Genomic DNA, 22,136 nt, shown 5'->3' with positions numbered 1-22,136 from the left:
GTTGCTCGCCGTCAATGGAAGTCGTCTTCGCATGCAAACTTGAGCCCGCCGACAAGCTAAAGTTAGCTTCAGGCTCAACCGCGTTCATAAGTTGCAGTTCAGTCGGGCGCAGTTCATAAAGTTTAATACCGGCCTCGAGCAGTTCCCGGCGCCATTTTACATAGCCAGCGTGAACGACAGCCAGGTCGGTAGCCGCCAGCGAGTTGGTTAGTATCTTGATATCCACACCCTGAGCAGCCAGCCGCGTGAGCACCTCGACGCCGGATTGAGTTGGAACCAGGTAGGGCGTTACCAGATACAGGTGCTGATCGGCTTGCAAAATAACATTCTCAAGTTCGGGATACAGGTACCCGTCATCAGGCGCTTCACCCAGCCCTTTGCGCGGATCGTCACTGAGCATGAGAGTTGGTGCCCAGGTCAGCGGCAGTTCATGGGCAACCAGCTTCTCTAAAAACTGCGCCTGTTCAATCGCATCCAGGTACTTGACCGCCTGCTCATCGCGCCGATGCCGCTGGACGATATCCTCTATCGGTTCCGAGCCGGTTAGCGGATCCTCCGCTGACCAGACGATATCGATTGGATAAGCCGACTCACTGTTCCAGTACGCATCAAACTCCTGCTGCACATCGTTCACCACCGGCCCAATTGCCAGTACATCCAGATCTGAAAAAAGGAAATCATCAGTAGCGCCAAAATAGGAATCAGCAATATTGCGACCGCCGATGATGGTCACGCTGCCATCTATAGTGAAGGTCTTGTGGTGCATGCGGCGGTTGGCACGGCCGAGATCCGTAAAAAAACCGAGCCACTTATGCGAACGCATCACAAAGGGATTAAACAGGCGCACCTCGATATTGGAATGCAGATGCAGGCGACTCAGTTGCGCATCAAGCCCGGTGGTTTCAAAATCGTCAAGCAACAGCCGCACCCGTACGCCACGGTCGGCGGCTTTTACTAATTCCTGCGTCAGGATGCTGCCGGTATTATCCAGGCGCCAGATATAATACTGCAGATCAAGACTACGCTCAGCGCCCTGAGCTAGTTCAACGCGCGCCGCGAAAGCCTTGCGTGAGTCTGCCAGAATATGAATTCCGGATTCATCCGGATGCCCACCAGCCTGCTCTCTGGCTGCGGTACCCAACCGGGTTGTGGCTGTTAGTGAGGCTGGCAAGGCATAGCTTTGCTCAATTCCATGCCGTGTCGGCAGCTCACAGCCAGCCAACGACAACGTTAACAGCAGCGCTAATAGTCCGGTTAGTCGTCTCACCATTGTCATCCCTTGCAACGCGTTGACAGCTAAATTTTGCTCTGGAATTAAGAGTATAGACGCCAGCACCCGGACCGACAGAAGTTTCCTGATCGATTATACTTTGCCCATGACTTTTATTATTCAGCAACTGGACTGGTACAAACGCAGAAAGCCATCCGAAGCGCCGAAGCCGGTCAGTATCGAGGTTCCCGATTTCCGGAAAGAAGTGAATCACTTCTGCGACATCCGGGTGATTTTTGATACCGGGGGTGTCGCTACACTGAAAGGTCGCGTTACCCAGAATCCAATAACCGGTATCTGGTCTGTGCATGGTATCAACAGCCTGGGCCAGAGCATTTCAGCGCGCTATGTGGAGGGCTAATGTCGGATTATGTCGAACAAGGCGATGTCTATTTCTTTTACCGCCCGGCTATTGATGCCGATGAGGTAAACAGCATCGACGAGATTCAGCGACTGTTCCTGGTGCTGGCGCCCGATAATGAAGATCGGGCGCGGCTACTGGTTATCGGCCAGAAACGCCTGCCCGAGATTGTCGAAGGCAAGTCTAAATCAAGTGAACGTGGCTGGATGATGAATCTTATGATCGCCGCGCCAAAACGCATTGGCGAGCGGCTTGGCCCAGACACCTATGAAACAAAAACCGAAGGAACCCGAGAACTCAGTGCAGCGGTGCCAGTTGGCGAAGGGCGTTATGAAATTTTCGACGCCGGTGACAGCACCTTTTTTGCTTACCGGCTAGCGCAGCCCGAGGACATTGGTGAAGCCCAGAGTGAGCTGGGGATAAGCCATGAGGCAAGCTATGTGATCTCCGTCCGTAACCCAGCACTGGATGTATCCGGCTTTCCTGATGCATCGCCGGATTTTCCGGCCCACCTGAAAAACAAATTTGGCGACAAACGTTGGATCCGTATTGATGACAGCGAGCTGCTGGATTATGAAGATGCACAGCTGGTACTGGTCGGTGCGAAAGACGATTTAAGTGACACCGGTGCGGATCTGAGCGGCAAACCGGATTTATTCGGAACCCTGGAACTGCAAAAACGCGACTGGCCGACGAAATCGCTGAAAAACGGAGAGTTTACCGATCCCAACAATGAAGAATAAACAGCAAAATTCAGGCAAATTACAGCGCAGCATCAGCTTCCCGATGCTGGTGCTATACGGCATGGGGACTATGGTGGGCGCCGGCTTTTATGCACTCGCTGGCAAGGTGGCTGGGGTTGCCGGTCTGTTTGCGCCGATCGCCTTTGGCCTGGCAGGCCTGCTGGCGCTGTTTAGCGCGTTGGCATTTGCAGAACTCTCGTCACGAATTCCCCACGCTGGCGGCTCAGCACGTTACCTGGAAGAAATATTTGGCAAACAGTGGCTGTCTGCAATAGTGGGCTGGCTGATCGTCATCACCGGTATTGTTTCATCGGCAACCCTGACGGTCGCAACAACGCGGTTTATCCGTGATTTTGTCAGCCTGCCTGAACAGTTGACCCTGGTTACAGTCGCCCTGATTATTGGCTGTATTGCAGCTTGGGGCGTGCGCCTGGCGGTTGGTGTTGTAGTCGGGATTTGTGTGTTGCAAATAGCCACACTGCTATACGTTGTTTTCGGCTCGGCCACGCTGCCAGAGGCCACGGCTGTCAGCTGGATCGAACTGCTCGCGCCGCTGGAAAGTACGGCATGGCTAGGCATTCTGAGCGCGTCATTTCTGGCGTTTTACGCTTTTATTGGCTTTGAGGACATGGTCAACATGGCCGAAGAAGTACAGGATGTAAGGAAAAGCATGCCGCGTGCACTGGTTCTTGCGCTGATTCTTACCGCGCTCTTATATATGATCGTCAGCACCGCTTTAGTACTAACTATTCCTCCCGATACCCTGGCGAACGCCCAAACGCCGTTGGCAGAAGCCGTACGCCATCATGGTGCGCTTGCGGTTGGTGCCATAGGTATAATCAGCGTCCTCTCGGCAGTTAACAGTGCGCTGGTACAGATTATGATGGTCGCGCGCGTGGCTTATGGCATGGCCGAACGCGATTATGCGCCAGCAGTGCTGGCTACCGTCAGCGCCCGCACACAGACGCCCTGGGTTGCCACAGTGTTGGCGACCCTGATTATCATAGTGCTGGCTTTGTCGCTGGAAATGACCACCCTAGCCAACGCGACCAGTGTTGTATTGTTAAGCGTATTTACTGTGGTAAACCTTGGCTTATGGTGGCTTAAGGGGCGTGATAAAGACAAGCAGCCCGCTGGTCGGTTTAACTTGCCGCGTAGTGTTCCGCTTATCGGTGCCGCGGTTTCCATCGCGGCGCTATTATTCAGGTTATGGCAAACCCTTTCATAACGCGGTGTATCCATTGCGCTCTTCTTTAGCTCACCGGTCGGCGGGATGATTAACACCGTCATTGACCGGCACACCAGTTAATTCGAAAGGATTAACACCTTCAAGACAGCCGACATTATAGCCATATTGCTCAGAATTGGAACGCCGCTGGTGATGCGTGTATATGCCGCACTTTGAACAAAAATAATGCCCAGCGGCACCGAGGCCACAATAGCGCATTGGATAGGCATCAAATTTTATTCTAGGCTTACTTTTTAATCCACGGGGGTCATAACAATGAGCACTAGTTCCACCAAAAAACAGCTGCCTGTTGATAAGGCGCGCCGCTACCTTGAGCCTGGCCCGATTGTACTGGTGTCGTCGCACTACAAGGGTGAGTCCGACGTCATGACCCTGGGTTGGCACAGCATTCTGGAACGGTCACCATCACTGGTGGGCTGCGTCATTTCGAAGCATAACCATAGCCATGACTTGATAAGACAGAGCAAGGAGTGTGTGATTAATCTGCCCACAACTGAGCTGACGGAAAAGGTGATCGGGATTGGCAATACGACGGGCGCGAAAACCGATAAATTTTCGGAATTTGAGCTTAGCACGGAAAGCGCGCAGCAGGTGGGAGCCCCACTCATCAGCGAGTGTTATGGCCACTTCGAGTGTCGGCTTTACGACGATGCCCTCATCGATCGCTACAACTACTTTATCTTTGAAATCGTCGCCGCCAGGGTAATGACCGAGCCCGAATACCCGACCACCCTGCACTACACCGGCGACGGCATCTTCATGGTGGCCGGCGAGATGATTAACCGCCGCGAGTTATTCTCAGACGATATGCTGGATTAACCCTACAATTGGGCCTTTTATATTATCTGGGAATCCCGCTATTGTTCTTGATCGGGGCGAGCAGCATATAGAAAATCCACGCAAACCAGGATACAAAAATGACCGCCAGAACCCAGGCGAGTTTCTCGCCACCGGTGGTCTTACTTGAACCAAGGATCAGTAATACGGGTAGCACCCAGATAAAACCAGCTACGACAATCATCAACAAACCAAATTCGGCACCCATGGTAACTCCTCCTAAAATAAACGATGCGGCTTAAACGGTGATCTGGCCTTTCAGGTATTGAACGGCCGTGCCCGAAATAAGCACCCGGTCGCCCCGAATCTTACAGTTTAGCACCCCGCCACGGTTTGAGGCCTGGTAGGCCACTAACTCCGTTTTACCCAGGCGTTCGGCCCAGAATGGCGCCAGCCCCGTATGAATGGATCCCGTGACCGGATCTTCATCGCCGCCATTTGCCGGCCAGAAGTAGCGGGACATGAAATCATAGTCGTTTGATTCAGATTGGCATGTCACCACGACATCATGGGGCTTGAGCTGAACCAGCGCCGCATTACCGCGCAGCACAGACAATACATCGGCTTCAGTTCGGTAAACGACAAAGTAAGCCTGCTCATTACGATAGACCTCATGGGGCGAGATCGAAAGGCCGGCTAACAAACTATCAGGAATATTATCGACTTTTTCTGGTTTAGTGTTCGGAAAGTCCATCTGTATATGACCCGAATCCAGCTTTGCCACGGCAAAATCGCCCACCGCCTTCGCTGAGAAACTGAGGCTTGTTACTTCCGGATTTTTGTTAAACAGGACAAAAGCCGAAGCTAAGGTTGCATGACCGCAAAAAGGAATTTCCGTGATCGGCGAAAACCACCGGATCTGGTAGCCTGATGCGCCACCTGGCACCAGAAATGCGGTTTCTGACAAGTTATTTTCTGCGGCAATCGATTGCATCAGATCGTCAGGCAGCCAACTATCGGTGATGATGACTGCGGCTGGATTTCCGCTGAATACCGCATCTGTAAATGCGTCAACTACATTGATTTCAAGTTCCATTCTGCTCGCTCACTGTCGCTCATTCTCGCTCGTTTATGCTGTTAGGTTACAGTGGCCATACAATCAGCAGCAAGGGTAATGCGACAGCAACCACAATAATCTCCACCGGCAGCCCTAATTTCCAGTAATCACTAAAGCGGAAGCCACCGGGACCAAGAATCAGGGTGTTGTTCTGGTGACCAATCGGCGTCAGGAAGGCGCAGGATGCGCCGATGGCCACTGCCATCAGGAACGAGTCCGCATTCACGCCGAGGGCATTGGCAATGCCGATAGCAATCGGGCACATCACCGCCGCAGTAGCCGCATTATTCATCAGGTCCGATAAGAACATGGTCACGACCAAGATCAGTCCTAATCCTATTACGGCATTGCCCTGGGCGACGCTTTCAATCAAAAAGCGGGCTATCAGATCGGCGGTACCGGTACTTTGCATGGCATTGGCCACCGGAATCAAGGCCCCCAGCAACACGATTACCGGCCAGTCGATGGCTTCATACACTTTTCGGGGTGGCACCGTACGTAGCGCCATCGAAGCCAGCACCCCGATGGCAAAGGATATCGCCGCGGGTAATAATCCGAATGCGGCGCCACCAATCGCCAGGAGCATAATCAGACTGGATTCCCATACTTTGCGCTTGTCGGGAATTCGCAGCTCACGCTGCGCCAGCGGCACGCAGCCGTTATCAGCAGCAAACTCACTGATTGCCTCGGCCGGCCCTTGCATAAGCAGCAGGTCGCCCGATTGCAGATCCATGGAACGCAATCGCTTCATGGTGCGCGATCCTTCTCGGGACAGCGCCAGTAAATTGATGCCATAACGGGTTCTGAGCGAAATATCACTGGCTGAACGCCCGCACAATACAGAGCCGGGCCGCACGGCAAGCTCCATCAGCACCACCTCGTCAGTTTGCGGCGCCTCATCATCGGATTCTTCGGGCTCTTTCTCTTTCTCGTCCTCGTCGGCCTCATCCAGTTCCACCGATTCTTCCAGCTTGAGCCCCAGCGCGGACAATACCTCTGTTAATGAATCAGCCTCAGCTTCAATCATCAGAATATCGCCGGCGTGCACGCGCCGACCGGGATTCGCTGCGATAAGCCGGACCTCCTTCTGTACGATGCCAATAATCTGTGCATCCGCATCGGCCAGCTCCACCTCGATTTCTCGTATGCTTAAGCCCGCCGCTTTACTGTCTTCCTCGATTCTGACTTCGGTAATATAAGCACCGGCTTCAAACCCCTCCACACCGGATTGTTTGCGGGCCGGCACCAGCCGCCAGCCGATGAGCACCACAAAGACAATCGCAACGGCAGCTACCGGCAACCCGATGTAGGTGAAATCAAACATGCTGAAACTACCCATCCCGGCTTCGGCGCGAAAGCCCGAGACAATGAGGTTAGGCGGGGTACCAATGAGAGTCGTCATGCCCCCCAGGATCGTTCCGAAAGCCAGCGGCATGAGCACCTGACCCGGCGTCAGCTCAAGCCGGTTAGCGACGTGAATGGCCACCGGCATTAACAATGCCATGGCCCCCACATTATTCATAAAACCGGATAAAAAAGCGCCCAGCCCCATCAGCGCGGATAGCGTGACCAGCCTGCCGGCCTTAGCGGGCAGCACGGTGCGAGTGAGGGCATCCACCGCACCTGAATTTTGCAGCCCCTGACTGAGCACCAGCACGCAGGCAACGGTAATAACCGCCGGGTGCGCAAAGCCAGAAAATGCATCGGCAGGAACAACCAGACCTGCCAGCACACAGGCAAGTAAAGCACCAAGCGCCACCATATCATGGCGCCAGCGCCCCCAGAGAAACATGAAAACTGTGCCGGCTAATATCGCCAGAATTAACCATTGTTCTTGGGTCATAGATGCCTCAGGTTAATTCTTTGAGTGTTACTCCACCGTCACCGATTTCGCCAGGTTGCGCGGCTGGTCCACGTCGGTGCCTTTGATGATGGCAACGAAGTATGAGAGCAGCTGCAGCGGCACGGTGTAGACGATAGGCGCGATGAGTTCGTCGCAGTGGCAGACGTTGATCACACGCATGCTCTTGTCGCCTTTGAAGTGGGCGTCTTTGTCGGCGAACACGTACATGATGCCGCCGCGGGCGCGTACTTCTTCAACGTTGGATTTCAGCTTCTCGAGCAGTTCGTCGTTAGGCGCCACTACGATGACCGGCATGTCGGCATCGATCAGAGCCAGCGGGCCATGCTTGAGCTCGCCGGCGGCATAGGCCTCGGCATGGATGTAAGAGATCTCCTTAAGCTTGAGCGCGCCTTCCATCGCAATCGGGTATTGTGAGCCACGACCCAGGAACAGGCTGTGATACTTATCGGCAAACTCAGGCGCCAGTGCTTCGATTTCGTCGCTCAGCAGCAAGGCTTCTTCCAGGCGCGCCGGTAAGGCTTTCAGCGCCTTGACGATTGTCGCCTGTTGTTGTGACGACAACCCACGGTTCTGGCCAATCGCCAGTACCAGCATCATCAGGCCAACCAGCTGGGTGGTGAAGGCTTTGGTTGAGGCCACGCCAATTTCGGCTCCGGCACGGGTCATATAAGCCAGATCCGATTCACGTACCATGGATGAGGTGGTGACGTTACAGATGGTCAGGCTGCCTTTGTAGCCGAGCTCTTTAGACAGGCGCAGCGCCGCCAGGGTGTCAGCGGTCTCGCCCGACTGAGAAATGGTCACCAGCAGGCTGTTTGGGTGCACGTACGACTGCCGGTAGCGGAACTCAGAAGCAATTTCGACATTACAGGAGACGCCGGCTAGGGATTCCAGCCAATAACGCGCGACCATGCCGGAATGGTAACTGGTACCACAGGCAACGATTTGTACATGCTCGATAGTTTTCAGCAGCTCCATTGAGCCTTTACCAAAAGCGTCATCTGCTACTTTACCGTCAAGCAGGCGATCTTTGAGCGCATTACGCACCGCGGACGGCTGCTCATGAATTTCCTTCAGCATAAAGTGGCGATAGTTGCCTTTGCCGCCGGCGTCGTAGTTGCCGTCGGATTCAGTCACTTCGCGCTCGACCTGCGCACCTTTCTTATCAAACACTTTGACTTCAGTGCGGGTAATGTCGGCCATATCGCCTTCTTCGAGGTACATAAAGCGACGAGTTACCGGCAGCAGCGCCAGCTGATCCGAGGCGATAAAGTTCTCGCCAATACCTAGGCCAATAACCAGCGGGCTACCCGAGCGGGCCACAACCAACCGGCCCGGCTCACGACAATCCATGACGACAGTACCGTAGGCGCCTTCCAGCTGACGCACCGCTGCCTGCACGGCAGCGAATAAATCAGACTGGGTTTTCTGCTCGTGGTGCACCAGGTGACAAATGACCTCGGTGTCGGTATCTGAACTAAAGGTGTAACCGACACCCGTCAGACGCTCACGCAGCTTTTCATGGTTTTCGATAATACCGTTGTGTACCACGGCAATGCAGTCTGATGAAATATGGGGGTGCGCATTGGCTTCGGTCACACCACCATGGGTTGCCCAGCGGGTATGCGCGATGCCGGTAGTGCCGCTTAACGGAGTATCACCCAGAGCATCTTTCAGGGCCTGAACCTTACCGGTACGTCGTAATGATTCAATTTCACCACCTTCAGTAAGCACCGCCAGACCGGCCGAGTCATAGCCGCGGTACTCAAGACGCTTCAGACCTTCAATCAGAATATCGCTAATCCGGCGTTCTGACGTTGCACCGACAATTCCACACATAAATCCGTTATCCTTTTCGCTGCGGCCGCTGCCAGCCACTGATGTTTTTCTGTTTGCCCCGGGCAATGCCGAGTTCGCCATCTTCGATATCTTTGGTTACGGTCGAGCCAGCGCCAACCGTCGCGTTCTTGCCAATTCTTACGGGTGCCACCAGCGAGCTGTTGGAGCCAATAAAGGCGCCATCATCGATGCGGGTGGTATGTTTGTTTACGCCATCATAATTACAGGTGATGGTGCCGGCACCGATATTCACCCCTTCGCCAATCTCGGCATCACCAAGGTAAGTCAGGTGGCTGGCTTTCGAGCCTTTACCCATCCGGGTTTTCTTGATTTCAACGAAGTTACCAATCTGAGCGCCTTCCGCCAGATCTGCGCCAGGGCGTAGGCGGGCGAACGGCCCAACGGTGCAGTCACTCGCCAGCGTGGCCTCTTCAATCACAGTATGTGAGCGCACGCGCGAGTTCGCGCCGATGCGGCAGTTGCGCAGGATGCAGTTGCTTTCAATGATGACGCCGTCGCCCAGTTCAACCTGGCCTTCAAGGATGACATTGGCATCGATCAACACGTCACTGCCAACCTGTACTTCGCCGCGCACATCAATCCGCGCAGGGTCCATCAAGGTTGCGCCGTTCAGCATCAGGTATTCAGCCTGGCGCTGCTGATAAGCCCGCTCAAGAGTGGCTAGCTGTACCCGGTTGTTCGCACCTTCCACTTCATTAATTACCGCCGGCTGAGCGGTGGCGATCTGTACGCCTTCTTCCGACGCCATCGCGACGATATCCGTCAGGTAATATTCGCCCTGGGCGTTGTCATCAGACAAGTTGGCCAGCCAGCGCTTCAGCGCCGCACTTTGCGCCACCATGATGCCGGTGTTTACTTCGGTGATCTGGCGTTGCTCAAGGGTGGCATCTTTCTGCTCGACGATACCCAGCACTGCGCCTTGTTCATTACGGATAATCCGGCCATAGCCAGTGGGGTCGGGCAAAGTAACGGTCAACAGCGCCAGGTCGGTGTCTTCTGCGGCCTCAATAAGCTTCTGCAAGGTCGACAGCTGCGTCAGTGGCACGTCTCCATAAAGAATCAGTACCCGCTCGTTATCGCCAAGGTGCGGAACAACCTGCTGCACCGCATGGCCGGTGCCTTTCTGCTCGGCCTGTTCAACGAAGTTCAGTGGCTGGCCGGCGAGGGCTTGTTGCAGCGTGTCGCCGCCGTGACCGTAAATCACATGGGTCGCAGAAGGGGACAGTTCGGTGGCGGTGTCAATAACGTGCTGGACCATCGGCTTGTGGGCGATGGGGTGCAGCACTTTGGGGAGCGCCGAGCGCATCCGGGTGCCCTTGCCGGCAGCAAGAACGACTACACTGAGAGACATGAATCCATCCGTTCTCGTTAAGTTTGTTTGAAGTTGGTTATTTTACCGATTTTACATAAGATTAACAGGCGAAAAAAAGACCCGGCAGGGAAATCTGACGGGTCTTTTCAATTTTTTAGCACTCGTGTTGCCAACTGCGATTATTTGCGACGTACCTTGCGAATAATCTGCAACTGAGCCAATGCCCGGGCCAGTTCCGCAGCCGCTTCCGCATAACTGAGGTCAGAACTGGAGTCTGCAATTGCTTCTTCAGCTTGTTTCTTGGCTTTCAGAGCTTCCTGTTCATCAAGCTCTTCACCGCGAATCGCTGTATCTGCAAGCACCGTGACATTATGTGGCTGCACTTCAAGCACACCACCGGCAACATAGATGATTTCTTCATCACCGCCTTTCATCACAACCCGCACCATACCCGGCTTAATGGTTGTTAATAAAGGGGCGTGGCCGGGATAGATACCCAGCTCACCTTCGCTACCGGTCACTTGCACGGTCTCTACCGCTCCAGAGAATAATTTCTCTTCGGCGCTGACCACGTCAAGCTGTACAGTTTTAGCTGCCATTTAAACCTCCCGGTTCTTACATTTTCTTAGCTTTATCGACCGCTTCTTCGATGCTGCCAACCATGTAGAACGCTTGTTCTGGCATGTCGTCATGATCACCGTTTAAGATGCCTTTAAAGCCAGCGATTGTGTCTTTCAGCGACACATACTTACCTGGTGCGCCAGTAAATACTTCGGCTACGAAGAATGGCTGCGACAGGAAGCGCTGAATTTTACGTGCACGGGATACACTGAGTTTGTCTTCTTCAGACAGCTCGTCCATACCCAGAATCGCGATGATGTCTTTCAGTTCTTTGTAGCGCTGCAGAACAGACTGTACGCCACGTGCAACATCATAGTGTTCTTTACCGATAACCTGCGGATCCAGCTGACGGGAGGTTGAATCCAGTGGATCAACCGCCGGGTAGATACCAAGTGACGCGATGTCACGTGACAGTACCACGGTCGCATCCAGGTGGGCGAAGGTGGTTGCTGGTGACGGGTCAGTCAAGTCATCCGCCGGTACGTATACCGCCTGGATTGACGTGATTGAACCGGTTTTGGTTGAGGTGATACGTTCCTGCAGAACGCCCATCTCTTCCGCCAGGGTTGGCTGGTAACCTACCGCTGAAGGCATACGGCCTAACAGTGCAGATACTTCGGTACCGGCCAGGGTATAACGATAGATGTTATCCACGAAGAACAGAACGTCGCGACCTTCATCACGGAATTTCTCCGCCATGGTCAGACCGGTCAGTGCTACGCGCAGACGGTTACCCGGAGGCTCGTTCATCTGACCGTAAACCAGCGCAACTTTGTCCAGTACGTTGGAATCTTTCATTTCGTGGTAGAAGTCGTTACCTTCACGGGTACGCTCACCAACACCGGCGAATACTGAGTAGCCGCTGTGCTCGATCGCGATGTTCCGGATCAACTCCATCATGTTAACGGTTTTACCAACACCGGCACCGCCGAACAGACCAACTTTACCGCCTTTGGCAAACGGGCAAATCAGGTCGATAACCTTGATGCCGGTTTCCAGCAGTTCAGTAGAGCTTGACTGCTCTTCGTACGATGGGGCTTCACGGTGAATCGACATGCGCTCTTCCGCGCCGATTTCGCCCGCTTCGTCAATTGGCTTACCCAATACGTCCATGATGCGACCCAAGGTCTTCTGACCTACTGGCACCATGATTGGCTCACCGCTGTTTTTAACACTTGCTCCACGACGCAGACCGTCGGTAGTACCCATTGCGATTGCCCGCACGATACCACCACCTAACTGCTGCTGTACTTCCAGGGTCAGACCCTCGAGGCCACCGTCGGTCACCTGCAGCGCGTCGTATACCTTTGGCACATCTGATTGTGGAAATTCGATATCCACAACCGCGCCAATTATTTGCACGACCTTACCTTGACTCATGACATATCCTCTAACTCTAAAATTCTTGCAAGCTTCGCCTTATACCGCTTCGGCGCCCGATACAATTTCCGAAATTTCTTGGGTAATCGCTGCCTGACGTGCTTTGTTGTACACCAGCTGCAACTGATCGATCAGGTCTTCGGCGTTGTCGGTAGCGGCCTTCATGGCCACCATCCGAGCTGCCTGTTCACTGGCGATATTGTCCACAACACCCTGATAAACCGTACTTTCAACGTAACGGCGGATCAGTACTTCAAGAATCGGCTGTGGGTCTGGCTCGTAAAGATAATCCCAGGTACCTGGTTGCAGGTCTTCCCGGGACTCAGCTTTTGGCAATGGCAGTAATTGCGTTACCGTTGGCTCTTGCGACATGGTGTTCACAAACTTGTTATACACCAGGTACAGACGGTCCACTTTGCCTTCGTCGAAAGCATCGAGCATCACCTGTACTGTGCCGAGCACATCATTCACGCTTGGCTTATCGCCCAGACCAGATTTTTGCGCCAGTAAACGGCCACCAAAGCGTTTAAAGAAACCTGTTGCCTTGCTACCAATAGCTGCAAAGTCGACTTCAATACCGTCGTTCTGCTGCTTCTGTGCATGCCGGACCACCGCTTTAAATTCATTGGTGTTCAGGCCGCCACACAAGCCGCGGTCGGTTGAAATCACAATGTAGCCAACCCGCTTGATGTCCCGTTCTTCCAGGTACGGATGACGGTATTCAAGCTTGGCATGGGCAACATGGCCGATCACCTTGCGAATGCTGTCCGCGTACGGACGGCTGGAGGCCATACGTTCCTGCGCCTTTTTCATTTTGGACGCAGCAACCATCTCCATTGCACTGGTGATCTTCTGAGTATTATTAATACTCCCGATCTTGGTTTTAATCTCTTTACCGATGGCCATGATATTCTCCTGTTAACTCAACGACTGATGACCACAGCGTTATGCACGGCTGCGGTCATCGTTGCGCTTACCAAGACTGCGTCTTCTTGAAGGATTTCAGACCTTCATGCAGCTTGGCTTCGATGTCGTCGTTATAGTTGCCAGTTTTGTTAATTTCAGCCATCAGCTCAGCGTACTCGCTCTTCATGTACGAAATTAACGCACTTTCGAAGTCGAGTACTTTGTCCATTTTCACATCTTTCAGATAGCCTTTTTCGGCTGAGAAGATAGAAACGGCCATTTCCGCTACGCTCATTGGCTCGTATTGGTTCTGCTTCATTAACTCAGTAACGCGCTGACCGTGCTCTAACTGCGAGCGGGTCGCTTCATCAAGATCCGAAGCAAACTGGGCGAATGCCGCCAGTTCACGATACTGGGCTAACGCCAGACGAATACCACCACCTAACTTCTTGATGATCTTAGTCTGTGCTGCACCACCAACCCGCGATACCGATACACCGGCGTTAACCGCTGGGCGGATACCGGCGTTGAACAAGTCAGTTTCAAGGAAGATCTGACCATCGGTGATCGAAATCACGTTAGTTGGTACGAATGCTGATACGTCACCGGCCTGGGTTTCAATGATAGGCAGGGCGGTCAGTGAACCGGTTTTACCTTTCACTTTACCGTCGGTGAACTTCTCAACATAGTCTTCGTTGACTCGTGCCGCCCGCTCAAGCAGACGTGAGTGAAGATAGAAAACGTCACCAGGATAAGCTTCACGACCTGGCGGACGACGCAGCAGCAATGAGATTTGACGATAAGCAACTGCTTGCTTAGACAAATCATCATAAACGATCAGCGCGTCTTCACCACGGTCACGGAAGTATTCACCCATGGTACAACCAGAGTAGGCTGCCAGGTATTGCAGTGCAGCAGACTCAGAAGCTGACGCAGCAACAATGATGGTGTTTTTCAGCGCGCCGTGCTCTTCCAGCTTGCGTACTACAGAGGCGATGGTCGAAGATTTCTGACCAATGGCGACGTAGACACACTTAATGCCGGAGTCTTTCTGGTTGATGATGGCATCGATTGCCAGGGCACTTTTACCAGTCTGACGGTCACCGATAATCAGCTCACGCTGACCACGGCCGATTGGTACCATGGCGTCAATTGACTTGTAACCAGTCTGTACTGGCTGGTCAACCGACTTCCGCTCGATAACGCCAGGAGCGATTTTCTCAACCGCTTCGTAGCCTTCAGCTTCGATCGGGCCTTTACCATCGATTGGTGCGCCCAGGGTGTTCACAACCCGCCCCAGCAGAGATGGACCTACTGGTACTTCCAGGATGCGACCGGTAGATTTAACTTTTACGCCTTCTTGCAGGTCCGCATACGGACCCATAACCACGGCGCCAACAGAGTCGCGCTCGAGGTTCAAAGCGATAGCGTAACGATTGTCAGGAAGCTCAATCATTTCGCCTTGCATACAGTCGGCAAGGCCGTGAACGCGGATAATACCGTCTTTTACCGAAACGATAGTACCTTCGTTACGAGCTTCACTGACCACTTCGAACTGGTCAATACGTTTCTTGATCAGTTCTGCGATTTCATTCGAATTCAGTTGCATGCTCAAGTCCCCAATTAGGATTGCAGTGCGTGGGCAAGCCGAGTCAGCTTACCGCGCACCGTACCGTCAATCACGGTGTCACCGGCTTTAATATAGAGGCCACTGACGATCGCTGCATCGACACTGCAATTCAGCTTAACTTTGCGTGAAAAACGTTCTTCTAACGCTTTTGCCAGATTGTCCTGCTGCTTTTTCGTCAATTTGACCGCAGAAGTAACATCAACCGCGATTTCCTTTTCGTAATCAGCGCGAAGTTCGCTATACAGCGTCTCCACTTCAGGTAAAGCTTTCAGTCGGCCATTTTCAGCCATGACGCGTACGAAGTTCTGGGCTTTCTCGTCCAGTTGTTCGCCGCACACTTTAATGAAAACTTCCGTTTTCTTCTCTGGCGTTTCGGCGCTGCTCAAAAACGTGGTCATTTGCTCATCTTTAGCAACAGCTGCTGCAAAGCTAAGCATTTCGTGCCACGATTCGATTGCGTCCTGTTCTACTGCAAAATCAAAAGCTGCTTTTGCATAGGGGCGAGCAACCGTAGTCAATTCTGACATTTGCACAAACCCCTTTGGTTAGAGTTCAGCGACCAGTTTTTCAACGATGTCACTGTGAGCGTCTTTATCAATTTCACGCTCGATAATTTTCTCTGCGCCGGCAACAGCCAATACAGCCACTTGCTTACGCAGTTCTTCGCGTACGCGGTTGCGCTCAGCTTTAATTTCCGCCTGGCCAGCTGCGATCAGTTTTTCACGCTCTTGCTCGCCACGCTTCTTGCCGTCATCAATCGTCTCTTCGGCGCGTTTCTTCGCCTGGGCGATAATGTCGGAAGCTTGCGCTTTCGCATCATTCAGTTCGTCAGCTATTTTGGCTTGCGCCAGCTCAAGGTCTTTTTCCGCACGTTCACCGGCGGCAAGGCCATCAGCTATTTTCTTCTGACGAGCTTCAATCGCATTGTTCAGCGGAGGCCAAACGAACTTCATGCAGAACAGCACAAAGACGATAAACGCGATCAATTCTCCGATCAGGGTCATGTTTAGGTTCACGACCTGCCCTCCCTTAGTTCAGTTGTTCGAGTAATTGGCTTGGGCCTTAAAGTACGAACAACAGTACCATGGCAATACCAACGCCGATCATCGCTACCGCATCGATCAGACCTGCCAGGATGAACATTTTAACTTGCAGTGATGGAGCTAATTCTGGCTGGCGTGCACACGCTTCCAGGAATTTACCGCCCATGTTACCGAAACCGATCGCAGTACCGATTGCACCAAAACCGATCAGCAGTGATACAGCGATGTATTTAAGACCTAATGCTAGTTCCATTGTTTTCTCCGATATTTCAAAGGTTAAAGTTAAAAAATAAAACGTAATACTAAACTTAGTGGCTTTCAGACGCTGCCATGCTCAGGTATACGATGGTCAGCATCATAAATACGAAAGCCTGCAACACGATTACCAGAATGTGGAATACTGCCCACACAAAATGCAATGGCAACTGCATCAGGCCAATCGCACCAATCAGAATAAATATCAGCTCACCGGCATACAGGTTACCGAACAGCCGCAGCGCCAGTGAGAAAGGTTTGGAAACCAATGCGATCAGTTCGAGAATCAGGTTGAACGGGATCAGGATAATCTGCACGGCCATATTGTTCGAACTGAACGGGTGCAGTGTCAGTTCTTTAATGAACCCACCAACGCCTTTCATCTTGATACCGTAGCCAATCATCAGCATGAATACACCCAGGGCCAGAGCCGCGGTCATGTTCAGATCCGTGGTCGGTACAATTTTCATGTAGACGTCATGGGAGTCCATGCCAAAGAAGGTTGAGCCGATCCAGCCGGCAAACGCAGGCAGGAAGTCAACCGGGATTAAATCCATCAGGTTCATCAGGAATACCCAGACGAAGATGGTCAGGGCCAGGGGCGCTATGAGTTTACTTTTCACATGGAAGGTATCGCGTACGTTGTCGCCAACGAAGTCCACGATCATTTCAATGAAACACTGAAATTTCCCGGGTACACCGGTATCGGCACGGCTGGCCGCCCGACGGAAAATCACCAGGAACAAAATACCTAGTCCGATCGACCAGGCGAGGGTGTCAATGTGCCATACCCAGAATCCCATATCCTCACACGCTTTATTGAAGGCAATACCATCTTCGGTATTACACATTCTGGCGTTGGTCAAATGGTGCTGAATATGGCCTGTCAGCGTTAACTCATCACTTGCAGCCATTTCATTTCCCAATTTACGTTGATTTTAAAAATAAAATCGGTAACAGCCATTGTACCAGTAACATTGCGATGTAGCCGCTGACAACCGCGCTGAGCGGGAGCGTCGTGAACACCAGCAAAATTACCAACAAGGCTATGGTGAGGACAATCTTGATGCCTTCACCGGCAAAAAAGTTACTGACAACCTGTTGCGCTGCCCGCGCGCCGCCTACAGCAAAAGCGCGCCAGGCAAAAAGTGCTGTTGGAATCATCACGGCCATACCGCCGCCAACAACACCCCAAAAATATTCATACGAGTTAAGCAGTGAAAACACACAAGCCATTAAGAACAGGGTGCCGCCCTGAACGCGTAACAGGCGCGCAGCGAGCTGTTTTCCGGTACTTGTCAGTGTTTTTGCCACAGGCTTAAACCTCTTTAAAAAGCCCGCGATAGTATAAAGATTTGTGTCTTAATTGCAAACAAATCAGACTGACTAACCGTCGTCGCTCAGCTGGAAGTGGGTCAAGATTCCGTCAAGCTCATCTAAGCTACTGTAATTAATAACGACCTTACCTTTGCCTTTGCGGCCGTGATTAATGGCAACAGCCGCACCAAGATGATCGCTCAGGCGCTGTTCCAGACGCTGGATATCGGCGTCAGGCTGCTTAGGCTCAGGGTTACTTTTCGGACCCTCCAGAATCTGCCGTACCAGCTTTTCGGCTTCCCGCACGGTCATGGCTTTGGCCGCGATTACGCGAGCGGCTTCAGCCTGGGATTCACCCTGCAAAGCCAGTAATAATTTAGCATGACCCAGGTCGATATCACCGCGCTCCAATAAGGTCTTGGTTTCACCTTCCAGATTATTCAGGCGCAACAGGTTAGTTACCGTGGCGCGGGATTTACCCACGGCGTCGGCTACTTCCTGATGGGTTAACTGAAACTCATCCAGCAGCCGTTGCAGGGCTGTGGCTTCTTCCATGGCGTTTAAATCTTCGCGCTGAATATTTTCGATCAGCGCCATCGCTACTGCGGCTTCATCGGGTACGTCTTTGACCAGGCAAGGGACTTCGCTCAGGCGCGCCATCTGCGCTGCGCGCCAGCGCCGTTCGCCGGCAATAATTTCATAGCTTTCGTGGCCGAGTGGCCGCACCACGATTGGCTGGATAATCCCCTGAGATTTTACCGATGAGGCGAGATCTTCGAGCGCTTCCGGCGACATATCTTTGCGCGGCTGATACTTACCCGGTTGCAGCCATTCGATAGGTAATTTCTGCAGTTCGCTCTGGGTAAAGTCAATTGGCGGCTCAGCCGACTGCTCCAGATCGCGGGCAGTCTTGCTGGTGGTTAACAGGGCATCTAAGCCGCGTCCTAATCCTCGTTTTTTGGCAGACATAACGCGTTTCTATCCTTAGGCTTCAGCCGCTGCTTCGGCTTTTTTCTGTTTACCCTCGCGGCGAATCAGTTCGCCAGCCAGAGACAAATAAGCTTTAGCACCAGTTGATGATTTATCGTAATACATCACCGGCGCGCCAAAACTGGGCGCTTCGGCGAGTCGCACATTACGGGGAATAACCGTGCGATACACTTTGTCGCCAAAGTGCGTTTTCAGCTGTTCTGAAACGTCATTCGCAAGCCGGTTACGCGGGTCGTACATCGTTCGTAAAATACCTTCAATGCCCAGCCGCGGATTAACCGCTTCGCCCAGCCGTTCAATGGTATCCATCAGCGCGGTGAGGCCTTCCAGTGCGTAGTATTCACACTGCATTGGCACCAGCACCGAGTCAGCCGCGGCCATCGCATTTACGGTTAGCATGCTTAATGATGGCGGGCAGTCAATAAAGATAAAATCGTAATCGTCCACCACCGGACGAAGGGCATTAGCCAGGCGCTGTTCGCGGGCAAAGGCTTCCATCAGCTTAATATCGGCGGCAGTGGTGTCGCCATTGGCAGCAATCAGGTGATATTTACCGTTGGTGTCGGTAATAATGACTTCTTTGGCGGGTTTTTGATCAACCAGCAGTTCGTAGGCGGTGTTTTCCGCTTCATATTTATCGACACCGCTACCCATAGTGGCGTTGCCCTGCGGATCCAGATCGATTAACAATACTTTGCGGCGGGTTGCTGCCATCGATGCGGCTAAATTGACCGCCGTCGTGGTTTTACCCACTCCACCTTTCTGATTTGCAATGGCTATGATTCGGCCCACTGGACACTAACCTCTTGTTTTTATAATAACCAGATGGCGTTCGCCTTCTGCTCCCGGAACCTGCAACCGGTGAATTGCTTCTACTTCAAATTCGTCGCCAAAAGTCTGTTCAAACTGCGCCAGTTCATCGGTCGGATAAATACCTTTCAGTGCCAGGTAACGGCCCTGCGCACTGGGCAAGTGGCGACACCAACTGAGCATATCATTAAGCGACGCAAAGGCTCTACTTATCACGCCGTCAAATTTGGCTTCGGGTTGGTAATCCTCAACCCGGCTTTGCACCGCGGTAACATTGCTTAACTGTAACTGGTGGCAGAACTGACGGATAAAACGAGTACGCTTGCCCAAGCTGTCGAGCAATACAAATTCACACTCTGGCCGGGCTATTGCCAGCGGCAGGCCAGGCAGTCCCGGACCGGTACCGACATCGATAAAACGTTGACCCTGAAGATAAGGTAACACAACTAAACTGTCGACAATATGCCGGCTTAACATCTGCTCTGGATCACGCACCGAAGTCAGATTATAAGCCTTATTCCATTTATTCAGTTGTTCGACCAGGGTGATCTGCTGGTCCAGTTGAGAGTCGGTAATTTCGATACCAGCCTGGGCCAGCAGGGTTTCTAATTTTTTGCGCATAACCAGTCAAATTCCCTCAGGCGCTCTTGCGCAACAATCCCTGTTTTTTCAGATGCACCAGCAACATCGAAATCGCGGCTGGCGTGATCCCGGAAATCCGCGCGGCTTTACCCACGGTTTCTGGCTGGTGTTCGTTCAGTTTAGCGATCACTTCGTTGGACAGCCCTTTGATCGATTTGTAGTCGAAGTTCAGCGGCAACCGGGTATTTTCATGACGCAGTTGTTTTGCTATTTCATCCTGCTGGCGAACGATATAACCGGCATATTTGGTCTGAATTTCCACCTGCTCAGCAGCTTGCTGATCCGTAAGGCCCGGGCCCAGTTCCGCCACGCTCATCAGCGCTTCATAAGTTACTTCAGGCCGGCGCAATAGTTCTTCGACGTTCACTTCGCGGGCGATCGGCGTCTTCACCAGCGCGTTGACGGCCTCGGCCGCGGCGTGATGTGGATAGATCCAGGTACTGCGCAGGCGCTGTTGTTCCTGGGCAATGCCTTCAATTTTTTCATTAAATCGTGCCCAGCGAGCGTCATCCACCAGGCCCAGCTCACGGCCTTGCTCGGTTAAACGCATATCCGCGTTATCTTCGCGCAGTAATAACCGGTATTCGGCGCGTGAGGTAAACATCCGGTACGGCTCTTTGGTTCCCAGGGTTGATAAATCATCAATGAGTACGCCCATGTAAGCCTGGTCACGGCGCGGCGCCCAGCCCTCTTTGCCCTGCACCTGCAAGGCGGCGTTAGCGCCGGCAATAAGGCCCTGGGCACCAGCTTCTTCATAACCCGTGGTGCCGTTAATCTGGCCGGCGAAGAACAACCCCTGAATATATTTAGTTTCCAGAGTTTGTTTCAGATCCCGCGGATCAAAATAGTCATATTCGATGGCGTAGCCCGGCCGCGTGATATGCGCATTTTCAAAGCCTTTAATCGAACGCACCAGTTCCACCTGCACGTCAAACGGCAGGCTGGTTGAAATGCCGTTTGGATAAACTTCGTGGGTTGTTAATCCCTCGGGCTCGACAAAGATCTGATGCGAATTTTTATCAGCAAAGCGCATCACTTTATCTTCAATCGACGGACAGTAACGTGGGCCAACGCCTTCAATGACACCTGAATACATCGGCGATCGATCTAAACCGCTGCGAATGATCTCGTGGGTTTTTTCACTGGTATGGGTGATGTAACAGGAAATCTGCCGTGGATGATCACTCTGCTTGCCCATAAACGAAAAAATAGGCGTCGGCTGATCACCGGGTTGTTCCTGTAGCGCCGAGAAATCAATGGTCTTGGCATCAATTCGCGGTGGGGTCCCGGTTTTTAACCGATCAACCCGTAATGGCAGTTCACGCAGCCGTTTGGATAACGCGTTGGCTGGCGGATCGCCGGCCCGACCGCCCTGGTAATTATCCAGACCAATATGAATAACGCCACCAAGAAAAGTACCAACGGTCAGTACCACGGTGGTTGCTGAAAATTTCAATCCCATCTGAGTTACCACACCAACCACGCGATCCTGTTCAACGATCAGATCATCACAAGCCTGCTGAAATAAGCTCAGGTTAGGTTGGTTCTCCAGGATCGTTCGAATTGATGCGCGGTAGAGCTGGCGATCGGCCTGGGCCCGGGTTGCGCGAACGGCTGGTCCTTTGGATGAATTAAGCGTACGGAACTGAATACCAGCATGGTCAGCTGCTGTTGCCATAGCGCCACCTAAGGCATCGATTTCTTTAACCAAATGGCCTTTACCAATGCCGCCTATAGCCGGATTACAGGACATCTGGCCTAAGGTTTCCATGTTATGGGTCAGCAACAACGTTTGACTACCCATACGGGCTGCAGCCAATGCTGCTTCCGTACCGGCATGTCCACCACCAATGACGATGACGTCATAATGCTGATGGTATTTTGAGTTGTCTGACATAGAGGATTTCCTTTGTTTAACGGCGAACATGTACTGGTAAAACTGAGCCGGTTATTTTAGCGCGAATTGCTGCAGATCAAAATGGTTAAATT

At 52.6% G+C, this 22,136-nt stretch carries 23 protein-coding genes and 1 pseudogene; 4 read left to right on the top strand and 20 right to left on the bottom strand.

The window, feature by feature from the left end; all coding sequences use genetic code 11:
- Positions 1 to 1,270: phospholipase D family protein (locus R3196_RS05070; RefSeq protein ID WP_318935571.1), on the bottom strand; the 1,270-nt coding region annotated here is incomplete at its 3' end.
- Between the two features lie 106 nt (positions 1,271 to 1,376).
- Here R3196_RS05070 and R3196_RS05065 point away from each other — a divergent pair.
- From R3196_RS05065 to R3196_RS05055, 3 genes are read left to right on the top strand one after another with little or no spacing between them, the layout of a single operon-like run.
- A complete protein-coding gene (locus R3196_RS05065) occupies positions 1,377 to 1,631 on the top strand; it encodes a hypothetical protein (RefSeq protein WP_318935570.1) in 255 nt (84 codons plus the stop codon).
- Positions 1,631 to 2,374, top strand: coding sequence for a hypothetical protein (locus R3196_RS05060; protein ID WP_318935569.1), 744 nt, complete (start codon positions 1,631 to 1,633; stop codon positions 2,372 to 2,374). Before R3196_RS05065 ends, R3196_RS05060 begins: the two co-directional genes overlap by 1 nt.
- Positions 2,364 to 3,602 (top strand): APC family permease, encoded by a 1,239-nt coding sequence (locus tag R3196_RS05055; protein WP_318935568.1) that lies wholly within the window; start codon positions 2,364 to 2,366, stop codon positions 3,600 to 3,602. The genes R3196_RS05060 and R3196_RS05055 overlap by 11 nt, the downstream gene beginning before the upstream one ends.
- A gap of 30 nt (positions 3,603 to 3,632) precedes the next feature.
- Here R3196_RS05055 and R3196_RS05050 read toward each other — a convergent pair.
- A pseudogene (locus tag R3196_RS05050) lies at positions 3,633 to 3,797 on the bottom strand (GFA family protein); the annotation flags it as partial.
- An 81-nt stretch (positions 3,798 to 3,878) separates the two neighbouring features.
- On the opposite strand from R3196_RS05050, the gene R3196_RS05045 reads away from it, so the two are divergent.
- Complete coding sequence (locus R3196_RS05045) at positions 3,879 to 4,442, top strand: flavin reductase family protein (RefSeq protein ID WP_318935567.1); 564 nt, start codon at positions 3,879 to 3,881, stop codon at positions 4,440 to 4,442.
- Between the two features lie 22 nt (positions 4,443 to 4,464).
- Here R3196_RS05045 and R3196_RS05040 read toward each other — a convergent pair whose 3' ends face one another.
- The 18 genes from R3196_RS05040 to mnmG all read right to left on the bottom strand — a co-directional run bounded on the left by R3196_RS05040 (position 4,465) and on the right by mnmG (position 22,044).
- Positions 4,465 to 4,668 (bottom strand): hypothetical protein, encoded by a 204-nt coding sequence (locus R3196_RS05040; protein ID WP_318935566.1) that lies wholly within the window; start codon positions 4,666 to 4,668, stop codon positions 4,465 to 4,467.
- Between the two features lie 30 nt (positions 4,669 to 4,698).
- Positions 4,699 to 5,496: a PhzF family phenazine biosynthesis protein gene (locus R3196_RS05035; protein WP_318935565.1), complete on the bottom strand. Its 798-nt coding sequence runs from the start codon at positions 5,494 to 5,496 to the stop codon at positions 4,699 to 4,701.
- A gap of 46 nt (positions 5,497 to 5,542) precedes the next feature.
- Positions 5,543 to 7,360, bottom strand: a complete 1,818-nt coding sequence (locus R3196_RS05030) for an SLC13 family permease (RefSeq protein WP_318935564.1) — start codon at positions 7,358 to 7,360, stop codon at positions 5,543 to 5,545.
- Between the two features lie 27 nt (positions 7,361 to 7,387).
- Complete coding sequence (gene glmS / locus R3196_RS05025) at positions 7,388 to 9,220, bottom strand: glutamine--fructose-6-phosphate transaminase (isomerizing) (RefSeq protein ID WP_318935563.1); 1,833 nt, start codon at positions 9,218 to 9,220, stop codon at positions 7,388 to 7,390.
- 7 nt (positions 9,221 to 9,227) lie between these two features.
- Complete coding sequence (glmU, locus tag R3196_RS05020) at positions 9,228 to 10,592, bottom strand: bifunctional UDP-N-acetylglucosamine diphosphorylase/glucosamine-1-phosphate N-acetyltransferase GlmU (protein WP_318935562.1); 1,365 nt, start codon at positions 10,590 to 10,592, stop codon at positions 9,228 to 9,230.
- Between the two features lie 140 nt (positions 10,593 to 10,732).
- Positions 10,733 to 11,152, bottom strand: coding sequence for a F0F1 ATP synthase subunit epsilon (locus R3196_RS05015; RefSeq protein ID WP_318935561.1), 420 nt, complete (start codon positions 11,150 to 11,152; stop codon positions 10,733 to 10,735).
- 16 nt (positions 11,153 to 11,168) lie between these two features.
- Complete coding sequence (gene atpD, locus R3196_RS05010; protein WP_318935560.1) at positions 11,169 to 12,554, bottom strand: F0F1 ATP synthase subunit beta; 1,386 nt, start codon at positions 12,552 to 12,554, stop codon at positions 11,169 to 11,171.
- A 39-nt stretch (positions 12,555 to 12,593) separates the two neighbouring features.
- A complete protein-coding gene (gene atpG / locus R3196_RS05005) occupies positions 12,594 to 13,460 on the bottom strand; it encodes a F0F1 ATP synthase subunit gamma (RefSeq protein ID WP_318935559.1) in 867 nt (288 codons plus the stop codon).
- Positions 13,461 to 13,527: 67 nt separating this feature from the next.
- On the bottom strand, positions 13,528 to 15,069 hold the full coding sequence (atpA, locus tag R3196_RS05000) for a F0F1 ATP synthase subunit alpha (RefSeq protein ID WP_318935558.1): 1,542 nt from the start codon (positions 15,067 to 15,069) through the stop codon (positions 13,528 to 13,530).
- 14 nt (positions 15,070 to 15,083) lie between these two features.
- The gene (gene atpH, locus R3196_RS04995) at positions 15,084 to 15,617 is read right to left on the bottom strand and encodes a F0F1 ATP synthase subunit delta (RefSeq protein ID WP_318935572.1); all 534 of its coding nucleotides are present in this window, start codon (positions 15,615 to 15,617) and stop codon (positions 15,084 to 15,086) included.
- An 18-nt stretch (positions 15,618 to 15,635) separates the two neighbouring features.
- Entirely contained in the window at positions 15,636 to 16,106 is a 471-nt protein-coding gene (atpF, locus tag R3196_RS04990; protein WP_318935557.1) for a F0F1 ATP synthase subunit B, read from the bottom strand.
- 46 nt (positions 16,107 to 16,152) lie between these two features.
- The gene (gene atpE, locus R3196_RS04985; RefSeq protein WP_034775573.1) at positions 16,153 to 16,386 is read right to left on the bottom strand and encodes a F0F1 ATP synthase subunit C; all 234 of its coding nucleotides are present in this window, start codon (positions 16,384 to 16,386) and stop codon (positions 16,153 to 16,155) included.
- A gap of 55 nt (positions 16,387 to 16,441) precedes the next feature.
- On the bottom strand, positions 16,442 to 17,302 hold the full coding sequence (gene atpB, locus R3196_RS04980; protein WP_318935556.1) for a F0F1 ATP synthase subunit A: 861 nt from the start codon (positions 17,300 to 17,302) through the stop codon (positions 16,442 to 16,444).
- A 13-nt stretch (positions 17,303 to 17,315) separates the two neighbouring features.
- Positions 17,316 to 17,702, bottom strand: a complete 387-nt coding sequence (locus tag R3196_RS04975) for an ATP synthase subunit I (RefSeq protein WP_318935555.1) — start codon at positions 17,700 to 17,702, stop codon at positions 17,316 to 17,318.
- Between the two features lie 72 nt (positions 17,703 to 17,774).
- Complete coding sequence (locus tag R3196_RS04970; protein ID WP_318935554.1) at positions 17,775 to 18,674, bottom strand: ParB/RepB/Spo0J family partition protein; 900 nt, start codon at positions 18,672 to 18,674, stop codon at positions 17,775 to 17,777.
- 15 nt (positions 18,675 to 18,689) lie between these two features.
- Positions 18,690 to 19,487, bottom strand: a complete 798-nt coding sequence (locus tag R3196_RS04965) for a ParA family protein (RefSeq protein ID WP_318935553.1) — start codon at positions 19,485 to 19,487, stop codon at positions 18,690 to 18,692.
- A 6-nt stretch (positions 19,488 to 19,493) separates the two neighbouring features.
- Positions 19,494 to 20,126: a 16S rRNA (guanine(527)-N(7))-methyltransferase RsmG gene (rsmG, locus tag R3196_RS04960; RefSeq protein WP_318935552.1), complete on the bottom strand. Its 633-nt coding sequence runs from the start codon at positions 20,124 to 20,126 to the stop codon at positions 19,494 to 19,496.
- 16 nt (positions 20,127 to 20,142) lie between these two features.
- A complete protein-coding gene (mnmG, locus tag R3196_RS04955) occupies positions 20,143 to 22,044 on the bottom strand; it encodes a tRNA uridine-5-carboxymethylaminomethyl(34) synthesis enzyme MnmG (RefSeq protein ID WP_318935551.1) in 1,902 nt (633 codons plus the stop codon).
- Positions 22,045 to 22,136 lie beyond the last annotated feature (92 nt).

The organism is Pseudidiomarina sp. (assembly GCF_033722695.1).
In the GTDB taxonomy this organism is placed as follows: Bacteria; Pseudomonadota; Gammaproteobacteria; order Enterobacterales; family Alteromonadaceae; genus Pseudidiomarina.
This window is presented reverse-complemented; position numbering and strand designations above follow the sequence as displayed.